This is a genomic window from Arthrobacter sp. 05N428_2 (genome assembly GCF_056397065.1).
Genome location: NZ_JBFTMR010000022.1, coordinates 1 through 16217, shown reverse-complemented (window position 1 = coordinate 16217; position 16217 = coordinate 1). Strand labels below are relative to the sequence as shown.

Here is a 16217-nt window from a genome sequence, read left to right as displayed (position 1 = left end):
TCAGACCTGCCTGTAGTGCAGCGCATTGTCAACGGCGCCCGCTTCGCCAAGGTCATCGCCCCGCGCAAAAGCGGCCCACAGGGCCCGCACGGACCGGCCGGTCATGTCCACGTCCTCCCAGCGGGCGCCGTCTATCAGGCCCACGCCGTCCCAGGTCTTGCGGTTGCCGAGCAGCAGGGGCAAGTCAATGGTGTGGGCGGCGCCGAAGATATTGCCGGGGGCGCGCCAGTCCATGACGTACCGGTGGGCCCGTCCGCCTGCCTTGGCGTGCCGGCGGGCGAAGCGGCGGGTAGCCCGGCCGTACACGGTTTCAGTGACCACCCAGTCGATGGCGCGGACGGCGGCAGCGCCCACCAGCGGAACCGCCGCCAACTGCATGAGCCACGGGCTGCGGGGGAGGAACAACCGGGCTTCCTCAGTTGTATGCCCGATCAGCACGTCGATCGCAGGCGCGGACCGGTCCCAGGCAGCCTCGATGGCACCTCCCTCCGGGAGCGGCTCGTGACCGTATTGGGTGCCAAAAGGCATTGCGGCGAGCAGCCCGAACTTCCGCGCCACCTTGGCTACCTGCGCCTCGCGTGCCACCACCTCCATGGCGGGGGTCCGCTCCGTCACGGTTTCAGCGGCGATTCCCATGGCGTGGTTCATTTTGGCGCGCCCCCGGGCGATGCCGAGCGGCGCGCTCTGGATGATCGCGCGCCGGAAAAGCCCCGGTGCGTCCGGGGTAGCCATCAGGTGGGCGATCGCATCGCCGCCGGCGGACTGGCCGAAGGCGGTCACCCGGCCCGGGTCCCCGCCGAAGGCCGCTATGTTCCGCTGCACCCACCGGAAGGCTTCCAGCTGGTCAAGGAGCCCCAGGTTACCGGGCCGGCCCCCGGGCGTGGCCAGGAACCCGAACAGGCCCAGGCGGTAGGTCACCGAAACAACCACCACGCGGTTCTCGGACACCAGTCGTGCAGGGTCGAAGATGGCCAGGTCCCCGGACCCGGTGGTGTAGGAGCCGCCGTGGATCCAGACCATAACGGGCAGCTTCTCGTCGGGCCTGAGGTCGCCGGGCATGGTGATCGAGAGATTCTGGCAGTCCTCGCTGCCCGGAAGCTCCCCGTATTTGGTGCCCAGGACGTCGTCGAGGAACGGAACCGGGCCCTGCGGGCAAGCCGGGGCCGGGGCCGTGGCCAAAAATTCGGAGGTCCAGTCCGCCGCGGCCGCGGGCGGCAGGAAGCGGCGCGCGGTGGCATACGGGATACCCGTGGCGCGCACGACGTCGCCGTCCCGCCACCCGGTGACCGGGCCGCAGGGCGGGCTAAAAGCTGGCTCGGCGTTCATGCACCTACGATTTCACACATTTCTGACCCACGGCTGGCAACCGCCGTCGTTCGAACAGCACCGTTAAAGGCACCGTTAACAGCAAAGCGGGGTCACCCGGCGGCCCATATCCGGCGGGCCGGACGGGCGGTAGGTGACCCCGCGTTGGAAGGGAGGGACCCTAGTGCGTGTGCGGGACGAAGCGCTTGATCGAGGCTTCGAGTTCGGCTTCGGCCGCGGCGCGGTCGCCCCAGCCCTCGGCCTTGACCCACTTGCCCGGCTCCAGGTCCTTGTACCGGGTGAAGAAGTGCTCGATCTCCCGGATCAGGAATTCGCTGACGTCGCTGACTTCCTGGATGTGGTCAAAGCGGGCGTCCACCGGAACGCACAGCACCTTGGCGTCTCCGCCGCCGTCGTCGGTCATGTTGAAGACGCCGATCGGGCGGGCCTCGACGATCACGCCGGGGTGCAGATCGAAGTCCTGCAGGAGCACCAGTGCATCCAGCGGGTCGCCGTCCTCACCCAGGGTGTTCTCGAAGAAACCGTAGTGCGTGGGGTACTGCATGGAGGTGAACAGGACGCGGTCCAGGCGGATGCGGCCGGTCTCGTGGTCGACTTCGTACTTGACGCGCGATCCCTTAGGGATCTCGATGGTCACGTCATGCTTCATGGAATGCTCCTCGACGGATTCAGGGGGTGCGCGGCACAGGTGAGGCCCAGAAAAAGCAGTACCGGTGCCGCCGACTATTATTGAGGATATAGCGACAGGCCCTGGTTTCAGGAACTAGTGGGGACATTTCGGGACTAAGGACCAGCAGCAGCATGACACGCAGAAAGCGCCGGGTGGGCACGGCTAATGCGCCCGCCAGGCTCGGGCGCATCATTCCGATGCTGCTCCTGAGCCTCCTGATCGTGGCGCTCGGGGTCCCCGCGGGCCTCGCCGTTAGTCCCGGCTTCCTCGGCCCGGCCCGCCCTCCGGAGCCCGCCGCGGCCGGCCCGTGGCAGCAGCTCCCCGCCACCCTGAGCGACGCCGGCAGGTCGGGAAGCCGGGCCAACATGAAGCCGCTCAGTGCCGACGCGCCGGTGCCCGCTGCCGCCGCCGTCGCCGCCCAGCTCGACGCGACCCTGAAGACCGACGGCGCCGGGTCCTTCACCGGGGTGGTGCAGGACGCCGCTACCGGCGAAGTCCTCTTCGACCGGGCCGGCGACGACGTCCGCGCCCCCGCGTCCAACATCAAGCTCCTGACCGCGGCCGCCGCGCTGCGCACGCTCGGCCCGGACCGGCGCTTCAGCACCAAGGTCGTCGCCGGCGCCACGCCGGGCACGGTGGTCCTCACCGCCGGCGGAGACGTGCTGCTCGGCGCGGGGGACTCCGCGCCGGACGCGGTCCTGGGGCATGCCGGGCTCGGCACTCTCGCGCAGTCGACCGTCCGCGCGCTGCAGCAGGCGGGCGTGTCCGGCCCGATCTCGGTGCTCCTGGATGATTCGCTGTTCAGCGGGCCGGCCCTGAGCCCCGCCTGGAGCCCGGACGATGTGGCCGCCGGCGAAATCGCCCCGATATTTCCGCTCGCCCTGAACTCGGCCCGCTTCGACCCGGGTACCACCACCGGACCCCGGCCGCAGGACGCTGCCATGACCGCCGCCGAGGCGTTCACGGCCCGGCTCGTGGAGGCCGGCGGCGCCGCGGGGCTCAGTGTCACACCCGGCGTCGCCCGGGCCACGGCCGCGCAGAAAGCCAGCAAAAAGACCCCGGACGACGGCGGTGGCCAGGCCGGCCAGGTCCTCGCGGCGGTCGAATCCGCCACCGTCAGCCAGCAGGTGGACCTGCTGATGCGCACCTCGGACAACTACCTGACCGAGGTCATGGGCCGGATGGTGGCGGCAGCGAGCGGCAAACCGGCCAACAACGAGGGCGCTGTTGCCGCTGTGCTGCAGCAGATCCAGGAGCTGGATGTCCCCTCGGCCACGCTCCGGGCAGTCGACCTGGCCGGGCTGACCTTGGACAACAAGGTCTCCGCACGGCAGCTCTCCGCCCTGGTCCGCACGATAACCAGCGGCCCGGACCTCCGTCTCCGGTCCGCCCTGGCCGGCTTCCCCGTGGCCGGCCTGACCGGAACGCTGGGCAGCCGGTACACGGACACCAGCACCGCCGGCGGCGCCGGCCTGGTCCGCGCGAAGACCGGAACGCTGAACACCGTAATCGCCCTCAGCGGCTACGTGGTCGACGCCGACGGCCGGCTGCTGGTGTTCTCCTTCATCGGCAACGGCCTGACCCCCGGCGCGGCTGGCAACAGGACAGCGCTGGACCGGACGGCTTCGGCCCTGGCCGCGTGCGGGTGCCGCTGAGGCGTCGCCGTTTTGACGGTTCCCCGCGCACTCGCCGGTTCGCAACGTCTTCTCGGCAGGGAACCGTCGAAACGGCGGGCAGCGGGCGCCCGTTCGCCGTTGCCCGGCCGTTCGCCGCCCGACGAATTTGAGGCGCATCCACAGTCAGCTGTGATCTGATGGGAGCCATGGAGTCCACTTCGCGCGAGATCTCAGCCCAGGCCCTCATCAATTGGGAGCTCGCGGCGTCCACGGCCGCCCGTCTCACCCCGGCAGGCCCGTCGCTGGGCTCCTCGGAGATCGGCGCCGCCGTCGAAAACCTGCGCCTCATGGCGGACATTTCCGTGCCGCACGTCCATGACATCACCGGGCTCGAGGCCGCCCGCGACCTCCGGGACTCCTCCGTGCTGGTGGTGGACCGGGCCTCTTGGGCCAAGGCGAACACGCAGAGCTTCGCCGTGATGCTTCAACCGGCCATCGAGAAGATGCTTGAAGGCCGCCGCGGGACCGTGGGCCCGGGCGCGGCCAGTGTGGGCGGCGCGATCACGGGCAGCCAGCTCGGCGCGATCCTGGCGTTCCTCTCCAGCAAGGTCCTGGGCCAGTACGACCCGTTCTCCGCCCTGGCCGAGAACTCCACCGCCCCTGCCGCCGGCCGGCTGCTGCTGGTGGCACCGAACATCATCTCGGTGGAACGCGAGCTGAACGTGGCACCCGAGGACTTCCGGCTCTGGGTCTGCCTGCACGAACAGACCCACCGCGTGCAGTTCGCCGCGGCCCCCTGGCTGCGCCACCACATGCTGGAGCAAATCGAAGACCTCAGCGCGCACCTGCTCGGCAACGTCGATTCGATCATGGAACGCGCCGCGGCGGCCGCGAAGTCCCTCAAGGACCGGTCGGCGCCCGGTGCCGCCCCCGGCCGCGGGGCGATCCTGGACCTGCTGCAGGACCCTGCGGAACGTGCGGCGATCTCGCACCTCACCGCCGTGATGAGCCTGCTCGAGGGCCACGCCAACGTGGTCATGGACGCCGTGGACGCCAGCATTGTCCCCTCTGTCAAGACCATCCGGCAGCGCTTCAACGCCCGCGGCAAGGACCGCGGCGCGATCGAGAAGTTCATCCGCAGCCTGCTCGGCCTGGACGCGAAGATGCGGCAGTACAGCGACGGCTCGAAGTTTGTCCGCGAAGTGGTCGACGCTGCCGGGATGGCAGGCTTCAACCGGGTCTGGGAGTCCGCCGAGCACCTGCCCACCGAACCGGAAATCCACGACTCGAAGCTCTGGCTCGAACGGATGGGTCTCTAGTCCACGTGCCGGCCACCACCCACCCGGACCTTCCCTCCGCTTCCGGCGGACGACGCCGGCCCGGCCGGCTGGCGCCCGTCGTCGGCAAGGCGCGGAAAATGTTGCAGGACGCCCTCGCCGACGCCGGCTACCCCGGCCGGATCCTGGTGGCCTGCAGCGGGGGCCCTGACTCGCTGGCGCTCGCTGCCGTAGCCGCTTACTTCGCCCGACGCGGCCACGTGAACGGCCGCCCGGTCACCGTCGGCGCCGTCGTGGTGGATCACCAGTTGCAGCCGGGCTCCGCCGACGTGGCGGCGGCGGCCGCGGCGGCACTGCGGGAGCTGGGACTTGCGCCCGTCCAGGTCCGGACGGTCGACGTCGATCCCGCCGGGATGGGCCCCGAAGCCGCAGCCCGGGACGCCCGGCACGCCGCGCTCGAAGCCGCCGCCGACGACACCGGCGCCGCAGCCGTCCTGCTCGGCCACACCCTGGACGACCAGGCGGAGCAGGTCCTGCTGGGGCTGGCACGCGGCTCCGGGACCCGCTCGCTGGCCGGGATGCGTCCCGCCCGCGGCCGCCTGCTCCGGCCGTTCCTGGGCCTCCGCCGGGCCGAGACGCTGGAAATCTGCGCCGTCGAAGGGCTGGCGCCGTGGCACGATCCGAGCAACGCCGACCCCGCCTTTGCCCGGTCCCGGACCCGGGTCGAGGTGCTCCCGCTGCTGGAGGAAAAGCTGGGGCCAGGGGTCGCCGAATCGCTGGCCCGGACGGCTGCCATCCTGCAGCTCGACGCCGACTACCTTGACGATGTGGCGAACGACACGTATCTCCGCCTGCAGGAGCGCTCCGGCCCGGAGCTCAGCCTGCCCGAGGCCGCGCTGCGCGAACTGGCACCGGCCGTGAGGTTCCGGGTGATCGCCAAGGCCGCCGCCGCCGTCGGCGGTCAGCAGCCCAGTTACCAGCGGCTGCTGGCTGCCGAAGCGCTGCTGCGCCGGCAAGGATCCGCCGGACCGGTGGAGCTGCCCGGCGGCGTGAGCGTCTACCGGCTCTCGCTCGCCCAGCTGCTCGCGGCGGAGCAGTCCGCCCCCGACGGCGTGCCCCGCGAGGGCGCCCCCTGTGGGAAGCTTGTATTCCGGCCTCAAAAACCGCCCCAAATATAGTCGCACCCGCATCTACACAGGAGTTATTGGTGGATTCAAACGACGTCCAGGCAGACCTTAAGCACGTTCTCTACTCCAGGGAGCAGATCCAGTCCCGGATCACCGAGCTCGCCGCCCAGATCGACAAGGACTACGAAGGCCGCGATCTGCTGATCGTCGGTGTGCTCAAGGGTGCGGTCATGGTCATGGCCGACCTCGCCCGCGCGCTGCACAGCCACGTCTCGATGGACTGGATGGCCGTCTCCTCCTACGGCTCCGGCACCCAGTCCTCCGGCGTGGTCCGCATCCTCAAGGACCTCGACACCGACCTGATGGGCAAAGACGTCCTGATCGTCGAAGACATCATCGACTCCGGCCTCACCCTCTCCTGGCTCAAGACGAACCTGGAGTCCCGCGGCACGGCCTCGGTGGAGATCTGCACCGCGTTCCGCAAACCCACCGCCGCCAAGGTCAAGATCGACGTCAAGTACGTCGGCTACGACATCCCCAACGAGTTCGTCGTCGGCTACGGCCTGGACTACGCCGAAAAGTACCGCAACCTCGACTTCGTCGGTACCCTCGCGCCGCACGTCTACGAGTAGAACCGCGACTGCCCCGGCGGCTCCCCCCGGGCCCGACGCTGCGCCCGTTCCGTACCCCGCATCTGTACCCCGCACGGCCCTCCGCTACGCCCACAGGGAACTTTTCGGCTTGACCGTGCGTGACTCACAGGGACGGTGTATAGCTTGAACCCGACGCAGCACCCACACGCGCGCAGATCGGTCGCCGTGCAGCACTACCAGGAGGGACGGGGCCAGCCCCCGATCAGATGAAAGCAAAGAGTTTCCTCAAGGGCCCCGGCATCTGGATTGTCGTCGTTATCGGCATGCTCCTGCTGGCCTTTGCCACCCTCGCCCCGGGCGGTTCGACCCGCATCGACACGGACAAGGGCCTGGCGCTGTTGACCGCCGGCGGCAAAGTCGAACAGGCCAAGATCTTCGACGCCGAGAACCGCGTGGATCTGGTCCTGAAGGACAACGTGCAGATCGACGGCCAGGACAAGGGCAAGAACGTCCAGTTCTACTACGTCAACGCCCGCGCCCAGGACATCGTCAAGGCCGTGACCGACTCGAAGCCGCCGAGCGGCTACACCGACCAGCCGCTCGAAAGCAACTGGTTCTCCGGTCTGTTCTCCCTCCTGGTCCCGGTGCTGCTGCTGGGCGTGCTCTTCTGGTTCCTGCTCTCCCGGATGCAGGGCGGCGGCTCCAAGGTCATGCAGTTCGGCAAGTCCAAAGCCAAGATGGTCAACAAGGACATGCCCCAGGTGACCTTCAGCGACGTCGCCGGCGCCGACGAGGCCGTCGAGGAACTCGAAGAAATCAAGGAATTCCTGCAGGAACCCGCAAAGTTCCAGGCGGTGGGCGCCAAGATCCCCAAGGGCGTGCTGCTGTACGGCCCTCCCGGTACCGGCAAGACCCTGCTGGCCCGTGCCGTCGCCGGGGAGGCGGGGGTCCCGTTCTTCTCCATCTCCGGCTCGGACTTCGTCGAAATGTTCGTCGGCGTCGGCGCGTCCCGTGTCCGCGACCTGTTCGAGCAGGCCAAGGCCAACGCCCCGGCCATCATCTTCGTGGATGAGATCGACGCCGTCGGCCGCCACCGCGGCGCCGGCATCGGCGGCGGCAACGACGAACGCGAGCAGACCCTCAACCAGCTGCTGGTTGAAATGGACGGCTTCGACGTCAAAACCAACGTCATCCTGATCGCGGCCACCAACCGCCCCGACGTGCTCGATCCCGCCCTGCTCCGTCCCGGCCGTTTCGACCGGCAGATTTCGGTCGAGGCTCCCGACCTGATCGGCCGCGACCAGATCCTGAAGGTGCACGCCAAGGGCAAGCCGATGGCCCCCGGCGTCGACCTTAAGGCCGTCGCGAAGAAGACCCCCGGCTACACCGGCGCGGACCTGGCCAACGTCCTCAACGAAGCGGCGCTGCTGACCGCCCGCTCCAACGCCAACCTGATCGATGACCGCGCCCTCGACGAGGCGATCGACCGGGTCATGGCCGGGCCGCAGAAGCGCAGCCGGGTGATGAAGGAACACGAGCGCAAGGTCACCGCCTATCACGAGGGCGGCCACGCCCTGGTCGCGGCGGCGCTGCGCAACTCGGCCCCGGTCACGAAGATCACCATCCTGCCCCGCGGCCGCGCCTTGGGCTACACCATGGTGGTGCCGGAAAACGACAAGTACTCCGTGACCCGCAATGAACTGCTGGACCAGATGGCCTACGCCATGGGCGGCCGGGTGGCCGAGGAACTCGTCTTCCACGACCCGTCCACGGGTGCCTCCAACGACATCGAAAAGGCCACCGGGATTGCCCGGAAGATGGTCACCGAGTTCGGCATGAGCGAGCGGGTCGGTGCCGTGCGGCTCGGCCAGGGCGGCGGCGAGCCCTTCCTGGGCCGGGACGCCGGGCACGAACGCAACTACTCGGACCAGATCGCCTACGTCGTCGACGAGGAAGTGCGCCGGATGATCGAGGGGGCCCACGACGAGGCCTACGCGATCCTGACCGAGAACCGGGACGTCCTGGACCAGCTGGCCCTCGAGCTGCTGGAACGCGAAACGCTGAACCAGGCCGAAATCGCCCAGGTCTTCACGAACATCCGCAAGCGCGATTTCCGCGAGATCTGGCTGTCCAAGGAGAGCCGGCCGATCCAGGCCGTCGGCCCGGTGGAGTCCCGCCGCGAAAAGGCCGAACGCGAGGCCCAGCAGGAAGCCAAGGAGGCCCGGCTCGAGGAACCGCTCGACGCCCTGCCGCCGCACGCCCAGGGCGTTCCCGGACAGGAGCCCTTCCAAGGCGGCGTAACGGATCCGGGGCCCGACGGCCTTCCCGGCTAGGCTTCCTTCTGTGACTTCCTACTTCGACGACGACGTTCCCGCCACCGCCGGCTCCTTCCCCACGGACGAGGCGGCGGTGGCCCCCGGCCAGCAGGCCAACCCGGTGGACCGCCCGCGGATCCAGGCAGCCGTGCGCGAGATCCTGCTCGCCATCGGCGAGGACCCGGACCGCAGCGGCCTGCTGGACACCCCCAAGCGGGTGGCCAAGGCCTACGCGGAGATGTTCGCCGGCCTGCACCACGACCCGGCGGAAATCCTCGCCACCACCTTCGACCTGGACCACGAGGAACTGGTCCTGGTCAAGGACATCCCGTTCTACTCGACCTGCGAGCACCACCTGGTGCCGTTCCACGGGGTGGCCCACGTCGGCTACATCCCCTCGCATGATGGCAAGGTCACGGGGCTGAGCAAGCTGGCGCGGCTGGTGGACATGTTCGCCCGGCGCCCGCAGGTGCAGGAGCGGCTCACCACCCAGATCGTCGAGGCCCTCGTCACCCACCTCAAGCCGCGCGGCGCGATCGTCGTCGTCGAATGCGAACACCTTTGCATGTCCATGCGCGGCATCCGCAAGCCCGGCGCGAAGACCGTCACCAGCGCGGTCCGCGGGCAACTTCATGACCCGGCCACCCGCGCCGAAGCCATGAGCCTCATCCTCGGAAGGTAAGAAAAACACACCATGGACTCCCTCGCCGCAGCCCCCGGAACAGGACCTGCCACCTCGCCGCTGCCCGTGCTGCGCAAGCCGCGCCCGGCCGCGGCTTTCAAGGACCTGCCCACGGACCGGACGCTGGTGATGGGGATCCTGAACGTCACCCCGGATTCGTTCTCCGACGGCGGGAAGCACGCGACGGCGGACACCGCAGTCGCCGCCGGCCTGCGGATGTACTACGCCGGCGCCGACATCATCGACGTCGGCGGTGAATCCACCCGTCCCGGCGCCGCCGACGTCAGCGTCGAAGAAGAACAGCGCCGGGTCCTGCCTGTTATCGAGGCACTCGTCAAGGCCGGCGCCCTGGTCAGCATCGACACCACGCACGCCGCCACTGCCGAGGCTGCGCTGGCCGCCGGGGCCACTATCATCAACGACGTCTCCGGCCTCACGATCGAGCCGGAAATGGCCGAACTCGTGGCGCGGAGCAACGCGCCCTATATCCTCACACACCGCCGCGGCGATGCCAGCACCATGGACTCGCTGGTCGAGTACCGGGACGTGGCGCAGGACGTCGCCGCCGAACTCGCCGGCGTCCGGGACAAGCTCTACGCCGCCGGCGCCACCGCAGAACAGATCATCCTGGACCCGGGCCTGGGCTTCGCGAAAACCGGGGCGCAGAACTGGGAACTGCTGCAAAACATCGACGTGCTGCAGGCCCTGGGCCACAAGGTCCTGGTCGCCGCCTCCCGGAAACGGTTCCTGGGCAGCCTCCTGACCGTCGCCGGCAAGTCGGCGCCGCCGGTCGAACGCGACGCGGCCACCGCCGCCGTGACTGCCATCAGCGCCTACCGCGGCGCCTGGGCGGTCCGCGTGCATGACGTCGGCCCGAGCCTGGACGCCGTCAAGGTCGCCGCCCGCATCGCCCCGGTCCCGTGCCCGGCGGCCTCCGCCGTGCCCGGCGACAACTGAACCGGCCGCCCATGGACCGGATCACACTGAGCGGCGTCACCGCCGTCGGGCATCACGGGGTGTTCGACTTCGAACGCCGCGACGGCCAGCCGTTCGTCGTCGATGCGGTGCTGCACCTCGACTTTGCGCCGGCCGCGGCCAGCGACGACGTGCTGGACACCGCGCACTACGGGGAGGTGGCCGAGTGCATCCGCGGCTGGATCACCGGCACACCGCTGAACCTGATCGAGGCCCTCGCCGTCCGGATCGCCGACGACGTGCTGCGGCGCTTCCCGGTGGCCGCGGTGGACATCACCGTGCACAAACCCAAAGCCCCGATCGAGGTCGACTTCGGCGATGTGTCCGTCAGCGTGCACCGGGAACAGCCATGAGCCCCCACGCCGCGGCCTACACGCGCGCCGTGATCGCCCTCGGCAGCAACCTGGGGGCCCGTAACGACACGCTCTCCGCCGCCGTCGCCGACCTCGTCGACCCGCCGGAGGTGCGGCTGCTGGCCATCTCGCCGATCGTCCAGACCAAGGCCGTGGGCGGCCCGCCGAACCAGCCGGATTTCCTGAACATGGTGATCGCCGTGGAAACCTCGCTGTCGCCCGAAGGCCTGCTGCGGCACTGCCACGCGGTGGAACAAAAGCATCTGCGGGTCCGGGAGGTCCGCTGGGGTCCGCGCACCCTGGACGTGGACATCATCACGTACGGCGAACTGGTCAGTTCGGACCCCGACCTGACACTCCCGCACCCGCGCGCCGCGGAGCGCGCCTTCGTGCTCTACCCGTGGTCCCTGATCGAACCTGCGGCCAGGCTCAACGGCGAACGCGTGGGCGAACTGGCCGCCAGGGCCGCCGATTTCCCTGATCTGGCACCCTTTGACGGCTTCGAGGACCTCAACGGCGTGGCTGGGGCGGTGGAGGCGCCGTGAAGCTGACCAACCCGCTCCTGCTGCTCGTGATCGGCGTCGGGCTGGCCGCCGCCGGCTGGTTCGCCACGCTGCTGGCCGGCCGCTACGGCCTGGCCACCCCGGTGCTGCCACTGACCGGACTGATCACCATGGGCGTGATCGTGGTCCTCACGCTGATCCTCGGAGTCCGCGTGCTGCGCTGGCGCAACGGCAACAAGAAAAAAATGCTCAACCCGATCCTGGCCGCATGGACCCTGGTCCTTGCCCAGGCCTGCGCCTACACCGGGGCGATGCTGCTGGGCTGGCACGCCGGGATCTTCCTGGACCAGCTGCGACTCTGGAGCGTCCGCAGCGGTCAGGCCATCACCTGGCAGACGCTCGTCATGGCCGGCGGCGGCCTGGCCATGATTGTGGTGGGCCTGCTGGTGGAGCGGTTCTGCCGGATTCCGCCCGAGGACGGCGACGCCGAGGGGACCACGGACCTGCACGGGAAGCGCGGCAAACCCGAGGCGGAAGGCGAATATGCGTACCGAGGCGATTGACCCGCCGGGCGTTGCGTGGCTGCGGGTTTCACCCCGGTACATCACGGTGCGGCTGGCGGGCTGGGCGCTGGGCAACCTGGCGCTCGTCGCCGTCCTGTCCCTGCCGCTGATCCTGGTCCTAAACGGAGCCTGGACCTGGCCGCCGCTGTGGCTCGCGGCCGCTGTGCCCGCCGCGGCCTTCGTGCTGGCACTCTGGCGGCTCGTGCTCATCCCGCGCCAGGTGCGTTCCATTGGCTACGCCGAACGTGAGGACGACCTGCTGATCCGCCGCGGCATTTTCTTCCAGCGCACCCTCGTGGTCCCGTACGGGCGCATGCAGTATGTGGATATCGGGGCCGGTCCGGTCGAACGCGGGCTGGGCCTGTGCACGGTTAAGCTTCACACCGCCTCGGCCGGCACCAGTGCGGAGATTCCGGGCCTGCCCGCCGTGGAGGGGGCACGGCTCCGGGAGCAGCTGTCCGCCCGCGGCGAGGCCCGTCTGGCCGGGCTGTGACCGCCGCCGGAAACGGCTGGCGGCGCGTGCATCCGGCGTCGCCCTTCGTCCGGGGGTGGGTGGCGCTGGCCGCACTGTTCTTCTTCTTTGGCCGCGACGCCTTCGAACGCTTGCTCCGGGGCGACCCGGTCTTTGACGAGCGGTTTGCCGAGCGGGCGCCGTGGTTAGTGATCGGCGGCGGTGCCGTGCTGCTGCTGATCGTGCTTGGTTACGTGCTGAGCTGGTATTTCACCCGCTTCCAGGTGGCGGACGGCTACGTCCGTCTCAACACCGGTTTCGTGTTCAAACAGCAACGCCAGGCGCGGCTGGACCGGGTGCAGGCGATCGACGTCGTGCAGCCGCTGCTGGCGCGGATTTTCGGGCTCGCGGAGCTCAGGTTCGACGTCGCCGACGCCGGCAAGGCCGCGGTGCACCTGGCCTACCTCCCGATCGCCGAGGCCAAGGAACTCCGCGCCGCCATCCTTGCCCAGGCCGCCGGCGTCGTTAGCGGGGCACCGGAGCCGGCCCGGCCGGGTGGCCCGGCGCTGCCGGGGGCGCCGGGTCAGCCCGCGGTGGCTGCCGGGGAGGCACCGGAATCCGCGGTGCTGACCGTGCCGCCGCCGCGGCTGGCCGGATCGCTGGCGCTGAGCGAGCAGAGCGTCGTCATTGTCCTAGGCGCCGCGGCGTCGGTGGTGCTCTCCGCCGTCACCGACAACCGCAGTTTCTACTTTTACCTGGTCCCGGCCGGCCTGGGCCTGGTCGCGGCGTACTGGAAGTCCTTCACCAAGGGCTACAACTTCACCGCCGCCGTATCGCCCGACGGCATCCGGCTGCGTTACGGCCTGCTGGACACGCAGGCCGTGACGCTCCCGCCCGGGCGGATCCAGGCCCTGCGCGTCAGCCAGCCGCCGCTTTGGCGGATCTTCGGCTGGTACCGCATCCAGATCAACGTGGCCGGCTACGGAACGGAAGGCAGCCAGGGCCAGGCCTCCTCGCGGACCACCCTGCTGCCGGTCGGGACGCTGCCGGAGGTGCTCAGCATGCTCTCGCTGGTGTTGCCCGACCCCGGCACACCGGACCCCGTGCGCGTCTTCACCGCGGGGCTGAACGGTTTCGCGCCCGCAGCCGGCACAGCCGTCCGGCCGGGTGCCCCCGCCGGCTCCGGAGCGGAAGCCGACGGCGGCTTCGTCACCACCCCCAGGCGGGCGCGCCTGCTCGCGCCGGTGGGCTGGCGCCGGAACGGCTTCACCGCCACCGACACCGCGCTGCTGATCCGCTCCGGCCGCTGGTGGCGCCACCTCGTGCTGGTCCCGCACCAGCGCACGCAGTCGATCTCGCTGCAGCAGGGCCCGTTGGCCAGGCGTTTCGGCGTCGTAGACCTGGTCCTGCACACTACCGCGGGGCCGGTCGCGCCGCGGCTGATCCAAGCCGGGCTGGACGAGGGACGCGCCCTACTCGACGCGCAGGCCACCCGCGCCCGCACCGCCCGGAAGGGGCAGACCAGCGAACACTGGCTCGCGCCGGCCGGGCACCTCAAACAGGCACCCCTCGAAAACACGCCACAGGAAGGGCCGCAGCATGCCTAAGCCAGGACGCCTCGGCGTCGGAATCATCGGAGCCGGCAAGGTGGGGGCCGTGCTGGGGGCGGCGCTGCGCGCCGCCGAACACGCCGTCGTCGGGGTCGCAGCCGTGTCGGACGCGAGCCGCGAACGCGCCGAGATCCTGCTGCCTGGCGTCCCCATCCTCGAAGTCCAGGAGATCGTGGAACGCGCCGAACTGGTGCTCCTGGCGGTCCCGGACGACGCCCTCGGCCCGCTCGTGCAAGGTCTCGCGAAACTGGGTGCCTGGCAGCCCGGGCAGATCGTCGCCCACACCTCCGGGCGGTTCGGCGTCGGCATCCTGCACCCGGTCCGCGCGGCCGGTGCCATCCCGCTGGCGCTGCATCCCGCCATGACCTTCACCGGCATGAGCCTGGACCTCACCCGGCTGTTGGACTGCAGCTTCGGCGTGACGGCCGACCCGGCCATGCTGCCGATTGCGCAGGCCCTCGTGGTGGAAATGGGGGCCGAACCGGTCGTGATCGCCGAGGGTGACCGTACGCTCTACCACGCTGCGCTGGCCCACGGCTCGAACCACATGGTCACCCTCGTGGCCCAGGCCTCCGAGCTCTTGCGCGATGTCGGCGTGGACGCCCCGGAGGCCATGCTGGGACCGCTCCTGCGTGCCAGCCTGGAAAACGCCCTCGCCTCGGGGGAGGCGGCGCTGACCGGGCCGGTGGCCCGCGGCGACGTGGGAACCGTCGCCGCGCACTCCGAGGCGCTCCGCGAGCTCGACGGCGGTTCCGGCGGCGATATTCTGGAGGCGTACCTGGCCATGGCCCGGGCGACGGCCCGCCGTGCGGGCAGCCGGGGGCTGTTGAGGCCGGAGCAAATCAACGGCATCACCAGGGCCCTGGAGTCGCCCGGCGGTGGCCCGACCCCTGAGGAAGGACCCTGAGATGGCAATCCAGCTCGTCACCACGGCAGCCGAACTGCGTGCCGAAAGTGCGCGCCTGCTCACCGAAAAGCGCGGCACCTCACAAGGGCTCGTGCCCACGATGGGCGCCCTGCACGAGGGGCACGCCCGCCTCGCCCGCACCGCGGTAGAGCAGAACGACGTCGTCGTGGCCAGCATCTTCGTCAACCCGCTGCAGTTCGGTGAGGCAGCGGACCTGGAGCGCTATCCGCGGACCCTGGACGCGGATCTGGCCCTGCTCGAGGCTGAAGGCGTGGACTTGGCGTTCGCACCTTCGGTGGAGGAGGTGTATCCCGGCGGGGAACCCATGGTGCGGATCACCTCGGGCGTGCTGGCGGACAAGTGGGAGGGTGCGTCCCGGCCCGGGCACTTCGACGGTGCCCTGACGGTGGTGGCCAAGCTGCTGCACTACGGCCTTCCCGGTGCGGGGCAGGCGGCCTACCGGGCCTATTTCGGCCAGAAAGACGCCCAGCAGCTGACCCTGGTCCGGCGGATGGTGGCGGACCTGAACTTCCCGGTGGAGGTCGTCGCGGTGCCGATCGTGCGGTCCCTGGACGGGCTGGCCCTCTCCAGCCGCAACCGTTTCCTGTCCGGAGCGGAGCGCGAAGCCGCCCTGGTGCTGTCCCGGGCGTTGCGGCTGGTGGAGGAGCGCGCCAATGCGCACGAACCACTGGACCTGGACTCGGCCCGGGCCCTTGTCGAGTCCCAGCCCCTCGTGGCGCTGGACTACTTCGAGGTCGTCGATCCGCGCACCCTGGAGCCGCTCGCAGAGAACTGCCGGAAAACCCCGTTCCGCGGCGAGGGGCTCGTGCTGATCGCGGCGAAGGTGGGCCCGGTGCGGCTGATCGATAACGTGCCGCTGGATTCCTAGCAGCGATCGACCGCAGGATGCCGAACGCTCCCGCAGTTGTGGCGGGCCGGGCGTGGACGCTCCCGCAGTTGTGGCGGCCCGGACGTGGACGCTCCCGCAGTTGTGGCGGCCCGGACGTGGACGCTCCCGCAGTTGTGGCGGCCCGGACGTGGACGCTCCCGCAGTTCCCGCACCTGTGGCGGCAGGACCTGCGGGAGCGTCCGTTATTTCTCGCAGATTGTCAAGCTGTGTGGAGTCATTGGGTTTGCTGTGTGGGTGTTTTTGTTGCGGGAAGGTTGATCCCTGCGTGGCGGGCGGGGGCTGGTGTGATGGGTCGTTGGCGGAATCGTTCGGGGTTTTCGTCGTAGTAGCGCTGTAGTG

General features: G+C 69.9%; 16 protein-coding genes. 14 read left to right on the top strand and 2 right to left on the bottom strand.

Annotated features, from left to right (window positions below; genetic code table 11):
* Both AC1DGI_RS16790 and AC1DGI_RS16785 read right to left on the bottom strand, forming a co-directional pair.
* Entirely contained in the window at nucleotides 1–1326 is a 1326-nt protein-coding gene (locus AC1DGI_RS16790) for a carboxylesterase family protein (protein ID WP_476899639.1), read from the bottom strand.
* A 160-nt stretch (nucleotides 1327–1486) separates the two neighbouring features.
* Nucleotides 1487–1975: an inorganic diphosphatase gene (locus AC1DGI_RS16785; RefSeq protein ID WP_441401204.1), complete on the bottom strand. Its 489-nt coding sequence runs from the start codon at nucleotides 1973–1975 to the stop codon at nucleotides 1487–1489.
* Between the two features lie 152 nt (nucleotides 1976–2127).
* Here AC1DGI_RS16785 and dacB point away from each other — a divergent pair, with 152 nt between their 5' ends.
* The 14 genes from dacB (at nucleotide 2128) to panC (ending at nucleotide 15857) form a co-directional block, all read left to right on the top strand.
* Nucleotides 2128–3651, top strand: coding sequence for a D-alanyl-D-alanine carboxypeptidase/D-alanyl-D-alanine endopeptidase (dacB, locus tag AC1DGI_RS16780; protein WP_476899638.1), 1524 nt, complete (start codon nucleotides 2128–2130; stop codon nucleotides 3649–3651).
* A 167-nt stretch (nucleotides 3652–3818) separates the two neighbouring features.
* Complete coding sequence (locus tag AC1DGI_RS16775; RefSeq protein WP_476899637.1) at nucleotides 3819–4931, top strand: zinc-dependent metalloprotease; 1113 nt, start codon at nucleotides 3819–3821, stop codon at nucleotides 4929–4931.
* Nucleotides 4932–5029: 98 nt separating this feature from the next.
* Nucleotides 5030–6067, top strand: a complete 1038-nt coding sequence (gene tilS, locus AC1DGI_RS16770) for a tRNA lysidine(34) synthetase TilS (RefSeq protein WP_476899659.1) — start codon at nucleotides 5030–5032, stop codon at nucleotides 6065–6067.
* A 29-nt stretch (nucleotides 6068–6096) separates the two neighbouring features.
* Entirely contained in the window at nucleotides 6097–6648 is a 552-nt protein-coding gene (gene hpt, locus AC1DGI_RS16765) for a hypoxanthine phosphoribosyltransferase (protein ID WP_441401198.1), read from the top strand.
* A 227-nt stretch (nucleotides 6649–6875) separates the two neighbouring features.
* Nucleotides 6876–8942, top strand: coding sequence for an ATP-dependent zinc metalloprotease FtsH (ftsH, locus tag AC1DGI_RS16760; RefSeq protein WP_441401196.1), 2067 nt, complete (start codon nucleotides 6876–6878; stop codon nucleotides 8940–8942).
* A gap of 10 nt (nucleotides 8943–8952) precedes the next feature.
* Nucleotides 8953–9606 (top strand): GTP cyclohydrolase I FolE, encoded by a 654-nt coding sequence (gene folE, locus AC1DGI_RS16755; RefSeq protein WP_476899636.1) that lies wholly within the window; start codon nucleotides 8953–8955, stop codon nucleotides 9604–9606.
* Between the two features lie 12 nt (nucleotides 9607–9618).
* Complete coding sequence (gene folP, locus AC1DGI_RS16750) at nucleotides 9619–10563, top strand: dihydropteroate synthase (RefSeq protein ID WP_476899635.1); 945 nt, start codon at nucleotides 9619–9621, stop codon at nucleotides 10561–10563.
* 11 nt (nucleotides 10564–10574) lie between these two features.
* Nucleotides 10575–10934 carry a dihydroneopterin aldolase gene (folB, locus tag AC1DGI_RS16745; RefSeq protein ID WP_441403293.1) on the top strand — a complete coding sequence of 120 codons (360 nt, stop codon included), beginning with the start codon at nucleotides 10575–10577 and terminating at the stop codon, nucleotides 10932–10934.
* Nucleotides 10931–11479: a 2-amino-4-hydroxy-6-hydroxymethyldihydropteridine diphosphokinase gene (gene folK, locus AC1DGI_RS16740; RefSeq protein ID WP_476899634.1), complete on the top strand. Its 549-nt coding sequence runs from the start codon at nucleotides 10931–10933 to the stop codon at nucleotides 11477–11479. The genes folB and folK overlap by 4 nt, the downstream gene beginning before the upstream one ends.
* Entirely contained in the window at nucleotides 11476–12000 is a 525-nt protein-coding gene (locus tag AC1DGI_RS16735) for a DUF3180 domain-containing protein (protein ID WP_476899633.1), read from the top strand. The genes folK and AC1DGI_RS16735 overlap by 4 nt, the downstream gene beginning before the upstream one ends.
* Nucleotides 11981–12493: a PH domain-containing protein gene (locus tag AC1DGI_RS16730; protein ID WP_476899632.1), complete on the top strand. Its 513-nt coding sequence runs from the start codon at nucleotides 11981–11983 to the stop codon at nucleotides 12491–12493. The genes AC1DGI_RS16735 and AC1DGI_RS16730 overlap by 20 nt, the downstream gene beginning before the upstream one ends.
* Nucleotides 12490–14058 carry a PH domain-containing protein gene (locus AC1DGI_RS16725; protein WP_476899631.1) on the top strand — a complete coding sequence of 523 codons (1569 nt, stop codon included), beginning with the start codon at nucleotides 12490–12492 and terminating at the stop codon, nucleotides 14056–14058. Before AC1DGI_RS16730 ends, AC1DGI_RS16725 begins: the two co-directional genes overlap by 4 nt.
* A complete protein-coding gene (locus AC1DGI_RS16720) occupies nucleotides 14051–14968 on the top strand; it encodes a Rossmann-like and DUF2520 domain-containing protein (RefSeq protein ID WP_441400009.1) in 918 nt (305 codons plus the stop codon). Before AC1DGI_RS16725 ends, AC1DGI_RS16720 begins: the two co-directional genes overlap by 8 nt.
* 1 nt (nucleotide 14969) lies before the next feature.
* Nucleotides 14970–15857 carry a pantoate--beta-alanine ligase gene (gene panC / locus AC1DGI_RS16715; RefSeq protein ID WP_476899630.1) on the top strand — a complete coding sequence of 296 codons (888 nt, stop codon included), beginning with the start codon at nucleotides 14970–14972 and terminating at the stop codon, nucleotides 15855–15857.
* The last annotated feature ends 360 nt before the right edge of the window (nucleotides 15858–16217 follow it).

What these genes read in the sequence shown, in the direction of transcription:
- AC1DGI_RS16790 (WP_476899639.1), bottom strand. Translation starts at nt 1,326, where the DNA reads ATGAACGCCGAGCCAGCTTTTAGCCCGCCCTGCGGCCCGGTCACCGGG.
- AC1DGI_RS16785 (WP_441401204.1), bottom strand. Translation starts at nt 1,975, where the DNA reads ATGAAGCATGACGTGACCATCGAGATCCCTAAGGGATCGCGCGTCAAG.
- dacB (WP_476899638.1), top strand. Translation starts at nt 2,128, where the DNA reads ATGACACGCAGAAAGCGCCGGGTGGGCACGGCTAATGCGCCCGCCAGG.
- AC1DGI_RS16775 (WP_476899637.1), top strand. Translation starts at nt 3,819, where the DNA reads ATGGAGTCCACTTCGCGCGAGATCTCAGCCCAGGCCCTCATCAATTGG.
- tilS (WP_476899659.1), top strand. Translation starts at nt 5,030, where the DNA reads ATGTTGCAGGACGCCCTCGCCGACGCCGGCTACCCCGGCCGGATCCTG.
- ftsH (WP_441401196.1), top strand. Translation starts at nt 6,876, where the DNA reads ATGAAAGCAAAGAGTTTCCTCAAGGGCCCCGGCATCTGGATTGTCGTC.
- folP (WP_476899635.1), top strand. Translation starts at nt 9,619, where the DNA reads ATGGACTCCCTCGCCGCAGCCCCCGGAACAGGACCTGCCACCTCGCCG.
- folB (WP_441403293.1), top strand. Translation starts at nt 10,575, where the DNA reads ATGGACCGGATCACACTGAGCGGCGTCACCGCCGTCGGGCATCACGGG.
- folK (WP_476899634.1), top strand. Translation starts at nt 10,931, where the DNA reads ATGAGCCCCCACGCCGCGGCCTACACGCGCGCCGTGATCGCCCTCGGC.
- AC1DGI_RS16730 (WP_476899632.1), top strand. Translation starts at nt 11,981, where the DNA reads ATGCGTACCGAGGCGATTGACCCGCCGGGCGTTGCGTGGCTGCGGGTT.
- AC1DGI_RS16720 (WP_441400009.1), top strand. Translation starts at nt 14,051, where the DNA reads ATGCCTAAGCCAGGACGCCTCGGCGTCGGAATCATCGGAGCCGGCAAG.
- panC (WP_476899630.1), top strand. Translation starts at nt 14,970, where the DNA reads ATGGCAATCCAGCTCGTCACCACGGCAGCCGAACTGCGTGCCGAAAGT.